9 protein-coding genes are annotated in these 14,024 nt (G+C 73.1%); 2 read left to right on the top strand and 7 right to left on the bottom strand.

Annotated features, from left to right (window positions below; translation table 11 throughout):
* Positions 1–126 precede the first annotated feature (126 nt).
* The 6 genes from R2S09_RS05050 to R2S09_RS05025 form a co-directional block, all read right to left on the bottom strand.
* Positions 127–3,867 carry an ABC transporter ATP-binding protein gene (locus tag R2S09_RS05050; protein WP_316739961.1) on the bottom strand — a complete coding sequence of 1,247 codons (3,741 nt, stop codon included), beginning with the start codon at positions 3,865–3,867 and terminating at the stop codon, positions 127–129.
* A gap of 173 nt (positions 3,868–4,040) precedes the next feature.
* Complete coding sequence (locus R2S09_RS05045; protein ID WP_316739960.1) at positions 4,041–5,081, bottom strand: esterase-like activity of phytase family protein; 1,041 nt, start codon at positions 5,079–5,081, stop codon at positions 4,041–4,043.
* Positions 5,082–5,134: 53 nt separating this feature from the next.
* Complete coding sequence (locus R2S09_RS05040) at positions 5,135–6,061, bottom strand: serine hydrolase (protein WP_316739959.1); 927 nt, start codon at positions 6,059–6,061, stop codon at positions 5,135–5,137.
* Between the two features lie 108 nt (positions 6,062–6,169).
* Entirely contained in the window at positions 6,170–7,855 is a 1,686-nt protein-coding gene (locus R2S09_RS05035) for a thiamine pyrophosphate-binding protein (protein WP_316739958.1), read from the bottom strand.
* Positions 7,856–7,878: 23 nt separating this feature from the next.
* On the bottom strand, positions 7,879–8,847 hold the full coding sequence (speB, locus tag R2S09_RS05030) for an agmatinase (RefSeq protein WP_306189939.1): 969 nt from the start codon (positions 8,845–8,847) through the stop codon (positions 7,879–7,881).
* A gap of 56 nt (positions 8,848–8,903) precedes the next feature.
* Positions 8,904–10,364 carry a sodium:solute symporter gene (locus tag R2S09_RS05025; protein WP_316739957.1) on the bottom strand — a complete coding sequence of 487 codons (1,461 nt, stop codon included), beginning with the start codon at positions 10,362–10,364 and terminating at the stop codon, positions 8,904–8,906.
* Positions 10,365–10,556: 192 nt separating this feature from the next.
* Here R2S09_RS05025 and R2S09_RS05020 point away from each other — a divergent pair, with 192 nt between their 5' ends.
* Positions 10,557–12,044, top strand: coding sequence for a helix-turn-helix domain-containing protein (locus R2S09_RS05020; RefSeq protein ID WP_316739956.1), 1,488 nt, complete (start codon positions 10,557–10,559; stop codon positions 12,042–12,044).
* Between the two features lie 281 nt (positions 12,045–12,325).
* Positions 12,326–13,117 carry a phosphatase gene (locus R2S09_RS05015; protein WP_306189936.1) on the top strand — a complete coding sequence of 264 codons (792 nt, stop codon included), beginning with the start codon at positions 12,326–12,328 and terminating at the stop codon, positions 13,115–13,117.
* A gap of 19 nt (positions 13,118–13,136) precedes the next feature.
* On the opposite strand, the gene R2S09_RS05010 is transcribed toward R2S09_RS05015, so the two are convergent.
* On the bottom strand, positions 13,137–14,018 hold the full coding sequence (locus tag R2S09_RS05010) for an acyl-CoA thioesterase II (protein WP_306189935.1): 882 nt from the start codon (positions 14,016–14,018) through the stop codon (positions 13,137–13,139).
* Between the last annotated feature and the right edge of the window lie 6 nt (positions 14,019–14,024).

The raw sequence follows: 14,024 nt of genomic DNA, 5'->3' as shown, positions 1-14,024 counted from the left end.
GTCCCTCCCCGAACATCACTCACACACGCGTACAGGTGTACGGACGCACGACAGGCATCGAAAGGTTGCGTGCTGCGCGGGCCCGGGTCGCGGGGTGCTCCGACCCGGGCCGCGGAGTGCGCCGGCTCAGCGGGAGGCGCTGACCGGCTCCTCCGGCTCGGGCGCGCCGGCGAACGTCCGCCACAGCTCGGCGTACCGTCCGCCGAGGGCCAGCAGTTCGTCGTGCGTGCCGTCCTCGGCGACCCGGCCGTGGTCCATCACCACCACCCGGTCCGCACGGGCGGCCGTGGTCAGCCGGTGGGCGACCACCAGCGTCGTCCGGCGGCCCGCGAGCCGGTCGGTGGCCTGGTTGACCTGGGCCTCGGTGGCCAGGTCCAGGGCGGCGGTCGCCTCGTCCAGCAGAAGGACGTCGGGGTCGACGAGTTCGGCCCGGGCGAGTGCGATGAGCTGGCGCTGCCCGGCGGACAGGTTGCGGCCGCGCTCGGCGACCTCGTGCAGATAGCCGCCCTCGAGCGTGGCGATCATCTCGTGCGCGCCGACCGCCCGCGCCGCGGCCTCCACCTCGGCGTCGGTGGCGTCCGGGCGGCCGTAGGCGATGGCGTCGCGGACCGTGCCGGGGAAGAGGTACGCCTCCTGCGGCACGACCCCGAGCCGGTGCCGGTACGCCGTCAGGTCCAGCGCGCGCAGGTCCGTGCCGTCCACCGTGACCCGGCCGCCGGTCGGGTCGTAGAACCGGGCCACCAGCTTGACCAGGGTGGACTTGCCCGCGCCGGTCTCGCCGACGAAGGCAACGGTCTGGCCGGCGGGGATGCGCAGGTCGATCCCGCTCAGCGCCTCCTCGGTGCCGTCGCCGGCGCCGTAGGCGAAGTGCACGTCCTCGAAGGCGATCTCGCCGCGCAGCGCGGGGACGTCCCGGGGCTCGGCGGCGGTCGTGGTGGACGCCGGCTCCTGGAGCAGCTCCTGGATGCGGCCGAGGGAGACGGTGGCCTGCTGGTAGCCGTCGAAGACCTGGGACAGCTGCTGGACGGGCGCGAAGAACAGGTCGATGTACAGCAGATACGCCACCAGGGCGCCCGTGGTCAGTGTGGCCGCCTCCACCCGGCCCGCGCCCGCGATCAGCACGGAGGCCGCCGCGACCGAGGACAGCAACTGCACGAAGGGGAAGTAGACGGAGATCAGCCACTGGCCCCGGATACGGGCCCGGCGGTAGCTGTCGCTGCGCTCGGCGAACCGCCACCCGCCGTCCCGCTCGCGCCGGAAGGCCTGCACGATCCGCAGCCCGGCCACCGACTCCTGAAGGTCGGCGTTGACCACGGACACGCGCTCGCGGGCCAGCTGGTACGCCTTCACGCTCGCCCGGCGGAAGAAGAAGGTGGCGACGATCAGCGGCGGCAGCGTCGCGAAGACGACCAGGGCCAGCTGCACGTCGATCACGAGCAGGGCGACCATGATGCCGAAGAAGGTGACGACCGAGACGAACGCCGTGACCAGGCCGGTCTGAAGGAAGGTGGACAGGGCGTCCACGTCCGTCGTCATGCGGGTCATGATCCGGCCGGTCAGCTCGCGCTCGTAGTAGTCCAGGCCGAGCCGCTGGAGCTGGGCGAAGATCTTCAGCCGCAGCGCGTACAGGACCCGTTCGCCGGTGCGGCCGGTCATCCGGGTCTCGCCGGTCTGCGCCGCCCACTGCACCAGCACGGCCAGCAGGCCGAGCAGGGAGGCCGTCCAGACGGCGCCGAGGGCCATCCTGCTCACGCCCTGGTCGATGCCGTGCCGGATCAGCACCGGCAGCAGCAGGCCCATCCCGGCGTCCACGGCGACCAGGAGCAGGCTGGCGAGCAGCGGCAGCCCGAAGCCGTGCAGGAGGCGGCGCAGGCCGTAGGAGTCCTCGGGCCTGACCGCCCGGTTCTCGTCGATGTCCGGGGTGTCGGTGGCGGGCGGCAGGGCCCCCACCTGAGCGAGGAGTTCCGGGGTGGCGGGGGTGCCCGACAGGGCGGTGTCCTTCGGTTCGCGGTCGCCGGTCCACAGCCGCGGGGTCACCCCGCGCTCGGCGTCGAACTCGGCGTCCAGCTCGTCCCGTACGGAGGTGTCCTCGGCCGGCGCGGCGGGCTGGGCGTGGCCGGGCGAGACACCGCCGAGCTCGTCGGGGTCGGTGAGCAGGCGGCGGTAGAGGGCGCAGCGCTCCTGGAGTTCGTCGTGGGTGCCGATGTCGGCGAGGCGGCCCTGGTCGAGGACGGCGATGCGGTCGGCGAGATTGAGGGTGGAGCGCCGGTGCGCGATGAGCAGGGTGGTCCGGCCCTCCATGACCTGTCCCAGCGCCTCGTGGATCTCGTGCTCGACGCGGGCGTCCACGGCGGAGGTGGCGTCGTCCAGGACGAGCAGGCGCGGGTCGGTCAGGATGGCGCGGGCGAGCGCGATGCGCTGGCGCTGGCCGCCGGAGAGGGTCAGGCCCTGCTCTCCGACCTTGGTGTCGTAGCCCTCGGGCAGCTCGGCGATGAAACGGTCCGCCTGGGCGGCGCGGGCGGCGGCCTCGATCTGCTCCTGGCCGGCGTCGGGGCGGCCGTAGGCGATGTTGGCGCGGACGGTGTCGGAGAAGAGGAAGGAGTCCTCGGGGACCAGGCCGATCGCGGCCCGCAGCGAGTCCAGGGTCAGCTCGCGCACGTCGTGCCCGCCGACGAGGACGGCGCCGTGGGTGACGTCGTAGAAGCGCGGCAGCAGCAGGGAGACCGTGGACTTGCCGGAGCCGGAGGAGCCGACCACGGCGAGGGTCTCGCCGGGGCGGATCTCGAAGGACAGGCCGGTCAGGACGGGGCGGCCGTCGGTGTAGCCGAAGGACACGTCGTCGAACTCGACGGTCGCGGGCGCGTCGGCGGGCAGCTCCTTGGTGCCGCCGGTCAGCGTCGGCTCGGTGTCGATCAGCTCCAGGACCCGCTCGGTGCCGGCCCTCGCCTGCTGCCCGACGGTGAGGACCATGGCGAGCATCCGGACCGGGCCGACCAGCTGGGCGAGGTAGGTGGAGAACGCCACGAACGTGCCGAGCGTGATGTGGCCGCGCACGGCGAGCCAGCCGCCGAGCGCCAGCATGGCGACCTGGCCGAGGGCGGGCACGGCCTGGAGGGCGGGGGTGAACTTCGCGTTCAGCCGGATGGTCCGCAGCCGCCCGGCGAACAGCCGCCGTCCGACCGCCCGCAGCTTGGCGGTCTCCTGCTCCTCCTGCCCGAACCCCTTCACCACGCGGACCCCGCTGACCGCGCCGTCCACCACCCCGGCGACGGCGGCGGCCTGCGCCTGCGCGTACCAGGTGGCGGGGTGCAGCCGGGTGCGGCTGCGCCGGGCGATCCAGCCCAGGGCGGGGGCCACGGCCAGGGCGACCAGGGTCAGCGGCAGCGACAGCCACGCCATGATCGCCAGGGAGATCAGGAACAGCAGCACGTTGCCGATGGTCATCGGCAGCATGAAGAGCAGGCCCTGGATCAGCTGGAGGTCGCTGGTGGCGCGGCCGACCACCTGCCCGGTGGACAGCTCGTCCTGGCGGCGGCCGTCGAACCGGGTGATCGTCCCGTACATGTCCGTCCGCAGGTCGTGCTGGACGTCGAGGGCGAGCCGGCCGCCGTAGTAGCGGCGGACGAAGGTCAGGGCGTAGACGAGGAGCGCGGCGCCCACCAGCGCGCCCGCCCAGGGGGCCATGGCGCGGCTGTGGTCGCCGATCACGTCGTCGATGATCACCTTGGTGATCAGCGGGACGACGGCCATGACGGCCATACCCCCGAGGGAGGCGCCGAGGGCGAGGACCACGTCCTTGGGGCGGCGCCACGCGTACGCGGCGAGTCTGCGCGCCCAGCCTCGTGTCTCCCCCGGTTGCGCTGCCACGTCGGTGCCTCCCTGACGGCCTGATCTACCGGAAGGCACCAACACGGACGGGAGCGGATTTCATCCCTCCGCAACGATTCGTTCCGCGGGTCGGGCCATTTTGTAGCTGCGGTTCGGTGGGGGCTGGTCGCGCCCACGCGGCGGAGCCGCACATCGATCCAGCCCCGCGCCCCTCAGGAACCGGTGCGTGCCCGGAGGTAATAGAACCGGGTCGTCTGCACCGCGTTCTGGTTGTCGTCGCTGACCAGGAGGACCCGCAGGCGGCCCCGGGCGTCGCGGCCGGTGACCGTCATGCCCTCGATGTTGTCGAGGAGGGGATTGGGCTGGGGCTGCCTGGCGGTGGCGCCGAGGGAGGGGCAGGCGGCGAGGTCGGTGAGCAGGGTCTTCCTGATCAGGCGGACGCCGGGCTGCCCGGTCAGGTGCCCGATGCCGCTGGTGTCCGTGGCGTGCCGCGGGTCGGCGAGGTAGAGGCGGACGGTGTTGCCGACGCCTGCGGTGAAGCCGCGCTCCAGGACCAGCAGCCGGCCGTCGGGCGTGGCCTGGACCTCGGGGACGCCGAGGCCGTCGTCGGTGCGGTAGGAGTACTGGGCGGCGAGCCGGAAGTGCCCGCCCGGGGTCCGCCGCCAGGTCTGGAAGCGGACGATGCCAGGGGTGTCACCGGAGAGCGCGTACTCCATGGAGGCCAGCACCGTGTCTCCGCCGGGCAGCAGGGTCAGCCCCTCGAAGGTCTGGTTGGCGGTGGCTCGGCCGGCCGGGGCGACCCTCAGGGAGTCCGGCACGGGCAGGCGGTCGAGGATACGGCCGTCACGGGAGTAGCGGCGCACGGACGGCTCGGTCTCGGAGGTGACCAGGCGGGTGCCGTCCCGGTCGACGACGAGTCCCTCGGAGTCGAGCGCGGCCCCGTTCTCGTCGGCGAGCTGGACCACACTCGTGGGCCTGAGGGTGCGGCGGTTCAGGGTGAACAGCGACGAGCGGTCGGAGAGCGCGGCGAGTTCGCCGTGCCGGTCCACCGCGAGCGCGGAGAGGTTGCCGACGAAGGTGCCCTCGTACGTCGTCTTGTCGAGGCCGTCGGCGAAGCGGTCGAGGGAGACGGACGGCGAGCAGGCGTGGTCGCTCGGGGTGCCGGCGGCGGCCGGCCCGGCGGTGAGACCGGTGAGGCAGGTGGCCGCCGCCAGGCCGGCGGTGAGGGTCGCGAGTACGGTTCTCAGACGCATGACCGTCACCGTAGGGTGCCCGGATGACCGAGGGGAGACCTCCTCGTGAAGCGTCAGCCGGTCGGCGGCACCGCCACGAACGCCTCCCTGGGCGCGGTCGTCGGCGAGTAGCGCACCGTGCTCCTCGTCGTGGGCACGAGATCCTTGTGGATGGCCCGGGCGATGTTCTGAATGGTCGTCACGCCGTAGTCCATGGTGCTGTTGTCCTGGGTGAGCACCGTGATCATGTAGTCGTGCCCGGCGCCGTTGAAGGTGCCGACGCTGTGCACCCGCCAGCCGTGGGTGGCGCGCTGCAGCCAGCCGTTCTTGACGTGCACGGCGACGGAGGACGGTGCTCCGGCGGGCGTGCCCCAGCGCTGGGAGGAGACGACCTGGCCCATCAGCTTGAGGATGTAGGCGCGGGAGTTGTCGCTGAGCACCGAGTTCCTGGCGGTGATCAGACCGAGCAGCCTCTGCTCGTCGCGCACGGTGATCTGGGTCAGGCCCCAGTAGCCGTCCGCGCCCGGCTTGGTCCAGGTCATGCCGGCGGCGGCCAGGAAGCCCTTGATCTTCGTCAGGCCCAGCTGTTTCCACAGGCTGCTGGTCGCGTTGTTGTCCGACTGCGTGATCATCGCCCTGGTGAGCGTGACCTCGCGGTCGGTGAGGTAGCGGTTGTGCTTCTTGTTGTCCCACAGCAGCGTGGCGAGGACGGTCACCTTCACCACGCTGGCGGAGTCGTAGGCGCTGGACTCCCGAAGCGTGCAGGTCGTGTTGGTGCCGCGGTCGCGCAGCCCGACGGCGATGGTGCCCTTGCGGCCCGCCATCGCCGCGGTGATGTCCTTCTGCAGCTTGACGGCCAGCCCGGCCTTGCCGGACGTGCAGCTGACGGTGGCCGGGGCGGCCGAGGCGGGGGCCGCGGCGGCCACGCAGGGAACGAGCATCCCGGCGCCGGCCCCGAGCGCCGCGAGCGCTCTGACGCGCCCGGTTGTCCAGTGAGTCATACCCGGTTGACGCACAGGATCGGGCGAATGGTTGTGCGGGCGGGAAGTGTTTGACGAGTCGTTACCGGCGAGGGGGCGGCGTCGGGCCCTCGCCGGTGGGCGGCAGCCTCAGTCCAGGTGCGTCGGCGCGAACGTCCGCAGCAGGGCCGGGAGTACGACCACCGAGGGGCCCGGAGCGGTCAGGGCCTTGGCCAGGTCGGCCTCCAGGGTCTCGGGGGACGTACGGACGCCCGGGACGCCGAAGGACTCGGCCAGGGCCACGTAGTCGGGGCGGGTCAGTTCCGTCGCCGTGGGCTCGCCGAAGGCGTCGGTCATGTACTCGCGCAGGATGCCGTAGCCGCCGTCGTCGACGATCAGCCAGGTGACGTTCAGGTCGTACTGACGTGCCGTGGCCAGTTCGGCGACGGAGTACAGGGCGCCGCCGTCGCCCGAGACGGCGAGGACCGGGCGGGTCGGGTCGGCCGCCGCCGCGCCGAGCGCCGCGGGGAAGCCGTAGCCGAGGCCGCCTGCGCCCTGTGCCGAGTGCATCGTGTTGGGCGACCCCGCGTCGAAGGCGGACCAGGCCCAGTAGGCCAGGATCGTCATGTCCCAGAAGGACGGGGAGTGGGCGGGCAGGGCGCGGCGCACGGAGGCCAGCACCCGCTGCTCCAGGGTGAGTTCCTGGGCGGCGATCCGGTCGGCGACCTTCGCGAGCAGCTCCCGCACCCGGTCCGGTGCCGTGGCGTCCGCGCGCTCCTCCACCGTCTCCAGCAGCGCCTGGAGGGCCAGGCGGGCGTCCGCGTGGATGCCGAGGGCCGGGTGGTTGGACTCCAGCTTGCCGAGATCGGCCTCGATCTGGATCACCCGGCCGCGCGGCTTGAAGGTGTGGTAGTTCGAGGACAGTTCGCCCAGGCCCGAGCCGACCACGAGCAGGACGTCCGCGTCCTCGAGGAAGTCGGTGGTGTGGCGGTCCTCCAGCCAGGACTGCAACGAGAGCGGGTGCGTCCACGGGAACGCGCCCTTGCCGCCGAAGGTGGTGACGACGGGGGCGTCCAGCTTCTCCGCCAGGGCCCGCAGCTTCCCGGAGGCGTCCGCGCGGACCACTCCCCCGCCCGCGATGATCGCCGGACGGGCCGCCTTCGACAGCAGGTCGGCCGCCACCGCGGTCAGTTCGGGGCGCGGCGGCAGGCCGTCCGGGGTGGCGTCCATCGCGGTCACCACCGGCAGACGCGTCTCGGCAAGCAGCACGTCCTGCGGGATCTCCACCCACACCGGCCCGTGCGGGGCGGTCAGCGCCGACTTCCAGGCCTCGGCGATCGCGGACGGGATCTGGGACTGGGCGCGGACGGTGTGGACCGACTTCACCACGCCCCGGAACGAGGCCGCCTGGTCGGGGAGTTCGTGCAGATAGCCGTGGCGGCCGCCGCCGAGCCCGGCCGTGGGGACCTGGCTGCCGATCGCCAGGACCGGCGCCGAGGCCGCCGCCGCCTCCTGGAGCGCGGCCAGGGAGGTGAGGGCTCCCGGGCCCGTCGACAGCAGCAGCGGCGCCGCCTCGCCCGTGATCCTGCCGTAGGCGTCCGCCGCGAAGCCCGCGTTGTTCTCCACCCGCAGGCCCACATAGCGCAGCGAAGACCTGCGCAGGGCGTCGAACATGCCCAGCGCGTGCTGGCCGGGCAGGCCGAAGACGGTCGTCGCACCGAGCCCGGCCAGTGCTTCCACGACCAGGTCTCCGCCGTTGCGGCCGTCAGGGGGATTCAGCGCGGCCGCCGTCTGCTGATCGGTCGGGCGGAGTACCAGGTCGTGGTCGTGGTTCACAGCTCTCGGTCCTCTGGGGAGAGTCAGGCGTTGCGGGCCGCCGCGATCTGGCGGCTCATGATGGTGGTCAGCTCGTAGGCCGTGTGGGAGGCCGCGACCGACGTGATCTCCGCGTGGTCGTACGCGGGCGCCACCTCGACCACGTCCGCCGAGACCAGGTTGCAGGACGCCAGGCCGCGCAGGATCTCCAGCAGCTCCCGCGACGTCATGCCGCCGGCCTCCGGCGTGCCGGTGCCGGGCGCGTGCGCCGGGTCCAGGCAGTCGATGTCGATGGAGATGTACAGCGGGCGGTCGCCGATGCGCCGGCGGAGCTGGTCGGCGACCTCGTCGGCGCCGCGGCGGTAGACGTCGGCGGAGGTGACGATGCCGAAGCCCATCTTCTCGTCGTCCGTGAGGTCCTGCTTGCCGTACAGCGGGCCGCGGGTGCCGACGTGGGAGAGGGCGGAGGTGTCGAGGATGCCCTCCTCCACGGCACGCCGGAACGGGGTGCCGTGGGTGTACTCGGCACCGAAGTAGGTGTCCCAGGTGTCGAGGTGGGCGTCGAAGTGGAGCAGGGCCACCGGGCCGTGCTTCTTCGCCACGCTCCTGAGGAGCGGCAGCGCGATGGTGTGGTCGCCGCCGAGGGTCATCAGGCGGGCGCCGGTGCCGAGCAGGTCGTCGGCGGCGGCCTCGATGGTGTCCACGGCCTCGTTGATGTTGAACGGGTTCACGGCGATGTCGCCGCCGTCCGCGACCTGGGCGAGGGCGAACGGGGAGGCGTCCTGCGCCGGGTTGTAGGGGCGCAGCAGCCGGGACGCCTCGCGGATGGCGTTGCCGCCGAAGCGGGCGCCCGGCCGGTACGAGACGCCGGAGTCGAACGGCACGCCCACCACGGCGACGTCGGCGGTGCCGACCTCGTCCAGGCGGGGCAGCCGGGCGAAGGTCGCGGGGCCGGCGTACCGCGGGACGCGGGAGGAGTCGACGGGGCCGCGGGGCGTCTCGTTGCTGCTCATGGTGAAATGCCTTCTTTCCTGCGCTTCGTCGCGCATGTACTGCTTTCCGGACGACTCTACTGGTGAGCCGGGACGGGTTCGGACGCGAGTTCGGGGCTCTGTCCGGCGAGCCGCTCCCGCCAGACGGTGAGGACGGCCTCGTCGGTGGGCCGGGTCGCCAGGGACACGGCGACGTAGGCGACGAGGGAGGACAGCAGGCCGTAGTAGACCGGCTCGTTGGCCAGGATGCCGTAGCCCGCCATCAGGCCGATGACCGCGAGGCCACCGACGGTCACGGAGGCGAGGGCGCCCTGCGCGGTGCCGCGCTTCCACAGCAGCCCGCCGAGGATCGGCACCAGCAGCCCGCCGACGAGCAGGTTGTACGCCACGGTCAGCGCCTCGACGACGTCGTTGAGCGCGATGGCGGTGGCGATCACCGCGACACCCATGACCAGGATGAAGGCGCGGTTGCCCTTGACCTCGTCGTGCTCCTCGTCCGTGCGGTGGACGGCGCCCCGCAGCCGCGACCAGATGTCGTTGTTGGCGACGGTGGCGCAGGCGATCAGCGCACCGGAGGAGGTCGACATCACGGCGGCGAGGGCGGCGGCCAGCACCAGCCCGCGCACACCGACGGGCAGTTCGTCCTTGACGATGGTGGCGAAGGCGTCGTCGGCGCTGCTCAGGTTCGGGTAGAGCACCTTGGCCGCGGTGCCGATGACGGCGCCGGCGAGCGCGTAGACCAGGCAGTAGGTGCCGGCGACGGTGCCGCCGTGGCGGGCGACCCTGTCGCTGCGGGCGGTGAACACGCGCTGCCAGATGTCCTGGCCGATGAGCATGCCGAAGGTGTAGATCAGCACATAGGTGAAGATGGTCTCGCCGCCGATGCCCAGCGGGTCGAGGTACGAGGTGGGCAGTTTGGCCTTCATCGCGCCGAAGCCGCCGGCCTTGACGACGGCGACGGGCAGCAGCAGGAGCAGCACGCCGATCGTCTTGACCACGAACTGCACCATGTCGGTCAGCGTGATGGACCACATGCCGCCGAGGGTGGAGTACGCGACGACGATCGCGCCGCCGAGCACGATCGCGACCGTGCGGTTCAGGTCGAACAGGACGTCGAAGATCGTGGCGTAGGCGATGGTCGAGGTGACCGCGAGCATCAGGGTGTACGCCCACATGACCACGCCGGAGATCACGCCCGCGCGCCCGCCGTAGCGCAGGTCGAGCATCTCGGAGACGGTGTAGACCTTCAGCCGGGCGATGCGGGCGGAGAAGAAGACGGACAGGGCCAGCAGGCCGAGGCCGATGGTGAACACCATCCACGCCCCGGAGAGCCCGTACTTGTAGCCGAGGCCCACGCCGCCGATGGTGGACGCGCCGCCGAGGACGATCGCCGCCATGGTGCCGGAGTACATCGCGGGCCCGAGACGGCGGCCGGCCACCAGGAACTCGCTCTTGGATTTGGCGCGGCGCATGCCCCACCAGCCCAGGGCCAGCATGCCGGCCAGATAGACGACGATCACTGTGTAGTCGACGGCCATGTTGGGGCCCTCCTTCGCGCACATCCCGGTGGCGTGTCGTTTGCATCTGCGTGGGGACGTCGGCAGCGGCTCGCGGGGACATCCGCCCGTACCCGCGGCTGCCGGTCTGGGTCGACACTAGGTGGCCGGAAAGCGACTGCGAAGTGTACTTTTCATCCATTCACACGGGCCGGAATGGAGGGAACGCACACCATGCAGGACACACCGTCGCCGTCCGCGCCGGCGGTCCCACCCACCCCACCGGTCCCGCTCTCGGCGCTGCTCGCCCGCGAGGACCTGGCGCTGCGGCAGATCGCCGGGCCGTCGGATTCCGGCACCGTGATCCACTGGGCGCACACCTCGGAGATGGCCGACCCGTACCCGTATCTGCTCGGCGGCGAGCTGCTGCTGACGGCGGGCGTCCAGGCCCCTCGGGCGGCGACCGCGCAGGCCGGGAGCGGGTACTTCGACGACTACGTCGCGCGGATCGTCGCCGCGGGCGGCGCGGCCCTCGGCTTCGGTGTGGCGCCGGTGCACGACACGGTGCCGGCCGCCCTGGTGGCGGCCTGCGACGCCCGCGGCCTGCCGCTGCTCGAAGTGCCGCCGCAGACCACCTTCTCCGGCGTCGCCCGCGCCGTCTGGCAGCTGATGGCCCAGGCCCGCCTGGCCGAACTCCGCCGGGTCACCGAGACCCAGCAGAGCCTGGCCGCCGCCGCGTCCCGCCCGGATCCGGTGCCGTCGGTGCTGCGCCAGCTGGCCCAGCGGGTGGGTGGCCGTACGGTGCTGTACGGGCCCGAGGGCACCCCTGTCGCCGAGGCCGGGCGGGAGGAACACCTGCCCGAGGTGCGGGACGCGCTGGACGCGCTGGCCCGGCTCGTCGCCAGCCGCGCCCGCTCCTCCGCCACCGACACCGTCGCGGGCCGCCACCTCGCCGCCTACACCCTGGGCACCGGGCAGGGCTTCGTGCTCGCCGTCGCCTCCCCGCACCGCGAACCGGGCGACCACACCATCGCCTCCGTGGCCGCCGTCCTGCTGACCCTGCTGACCGGCGAGCACCAGAGCGGTGCGGGCGCGGCCCGCTCCTCGGCGCTGGTGCGGCTGCTGCTGGGCGCCCCGGCCCAGGAGGTCGCGCCGCTGCTCGGGGACGGGCGATGGGTCGTCGTGCACGCGCGGCCCGGCGCGCAGGCCGCCGACGCGGTGGCGGCCTCGGCGCTCGGCGCCGCCCTCGGGTCGGCGCTGGTCGACCTCGCGGACGGCGTCGTACGGGTCCTCGTCCCCGCCGACCGCGAACCGGGCCCGCAGCCCGGCTGGACGCTCGGCGTCAGCGCGGCCGTCGCCCCGGCCGACTGGCCCGCCGCCGACACCCAGGCGGCCCGCGCCCTGGCCCGCGCCCACGCCACCCGCGCCGCGCTGGTCCGGCACGGCGCCCCCGGCAGCGGTCCCGGCCTCGCCGACCTGCTCCCGCCCGCCGAGGCCGACGCCCACGCCCGCGCCCTGCTGGCTCCCCTCACCCCGGCCCTCACCGAGACCCTGCGCACCTGGCTCTCCCTGCACGGCAGCTGGGACCGCACCGCGGTCGCCCTGTCCGTCCACCGCAACACCGTCCGCCAGCGCATCACCCGCTGCGCCGCCCTCCTGGGCACCGACCTGGACGACCCGGACGCACGCATGGAACTGTGGTTCGCCCTGCGCAGACTCTGAGCGGCGCCGCGGCCGGCCGCGACAGACGGGCGGGGCGGGGGCGAGATGGGCGGAACGGCGTGACCGGGCGGACGTGGCGTGGCGCGGCGGGCATGACGAGCTGGGCGAGCCCGGCAGCACCGCGCGGCCGGACGGGCGGACTCGGCCGGACGGGCGGACCGCGCGGCCGCCGTCGCCGCCGTCGCCGCCGGACAGGCACGGCCCACACGACCGGCGTGAGCCCCGTCCCAGCGGCCGGAACACCGGCGACGGAGGCGGATCACTGCATCACAATGGGTGGCATGCCGATAACCGGGACGCCCAGCCGCGCCGAACTCCTCGACCATCTCGTGAAGACCCGTATCGCCGGGAACGTCGCCACCCCCCGCGAGAACAACCTCTCCCACTACCGCAGGCTGTCGAACGGCGACCGCAACTTCTGGCTCGGCCTGGAACTCGGCGACCGCTGGAGCGACGAGCAGGACGTCCTCGCGGTGATGGCGGAACGGGTCGGCGTCAGCGACGACCCGGAGCACCGGTACGGTCAGGACACCATCGACCCCGAGCTGACCGTCGCCGGCCTGGAGCGGATGGCCGGCCGGCTGCGCAAGGCGGCCGACGGCCGGCAGCGGGTGCTGTTCGCCACCGGCCACCCCGGCGGTCTGCTCGACGTGCACCGCGCCACGGCCGCCGCGCTGCGCGCCGCCGGGTGCGAGATCACCGTCATCCCGGACGGACTGCAGACCGACGAGGGCTACGTCATGCAGTTCGCGGACGTGGCGGTGCTGGAGCACGGCGCGACGCTGTGGCACACCCACTCGGGTGAGCCGATGCGCGCGATCCTCACCGGCCTGGAGCGCGAGGGGCGCCCGCTGCCGGACCTGGTCGTCGCCGACCACGGCTGGGCGGGCTGTGCCGGACAGCACGGCGTGGACTCCGTCGGCTACGCCGACTCCAACGACCCGGCGCTCTTCCTCGCCGAGGCCGAGGGGACCGTCCAGGTGACGGTCCCGCTCGACGACCACGTGGTCAGCCCCCGGTACTACGACCCGATGACGGCGTATCTGCTGGACCAGGCGGGCCTGGCCGGCTGACGGCCCCGACGACGGGCTCTCACTGCTCCCGGGGTACGCGGACCACGCCCTCCTGGATCACCGAGATGGCCAGGCGCCCGTCCTGCGTGTAGATGCGGGCCTGGCCGAGGCCCCGCCCGCCGTGGGCGGAGGGGGACTCCTGGTCGTACAGCAGCCACTCGTCGGCCCGGAAGGGCCGGTGGAACCACATGGCGTGGTCCAGCGAGGCCCCGACGACGTCGCCGACCGCCCAGCCGCCCCGGCCGTGCGCGAGCAGGACCGAGTCCAGCAGCGTCATGTCGGAGACGTACGTGGCGAGCACGACGTGCAGCAGCGGCTGGTCTATGACGCCCTCGAGCTTGCCGTTGGTGCGGAACCACACCTGCGAGTGCGGCTCGCGCGGCTCGCCGAACCTGCCGTACGGCGGCTCGTCGACGTAGCGCAGGTCGACCGCCTCGCGGGCCTCCAGGAAGCGCTCGACGACCTCGGGGGCGAGGTGGTCGTAGTTCCGCATGCGTTCCTGCGAGGTGGGCAGGGTGGCCGGGTCCGGGGCGGGCGGCATCGGGGCCTGGTGGTCCAGGCCCTCCTCGTACGTCTGGAAGGACGCCGAGAGGTGGAAGATCGGCTGCCCGTGCTGGACGGCGACCACCCGGCGGGTGGTGAAGGAGCGGCCGTCGCGGATGCGGTCGACGGTGTAGACGATGGGCGCGCCGGGGTCGCCGGGGCGCAGGAAGTAGGCGTGCAGCGAGTGCGCGTGCCGGTCCTCGGGGACCGTGCGCCCGGCGGCGACCAGCGCCTGCGCCGCGACCTGCCCGCCGAAGACGCGCGGGACCACGGCGGAGCGCGACTTCCCGCGGAAGATGTCCTGCTCGATCCGCTCGAGGTCGAGCAGATCGAGCAGCGACTGAAGTGCCTGACTCATACGTCA

Source organism: Streptomyces sp. MK7 (assembly GCF_032658145.1).
Taxonomy (GTDB): Bacteria; Actinomycetota; Actinomycetes; order Streptomycetales; family Streptomycetaceae; genus Streptomyces; species Streptomyces spiralis.
The sequence above is the reverse complement of the archived record's forward strand: the minus strand, read 5'-3'. Positions and strand labels throughout refer to the sequence as shown.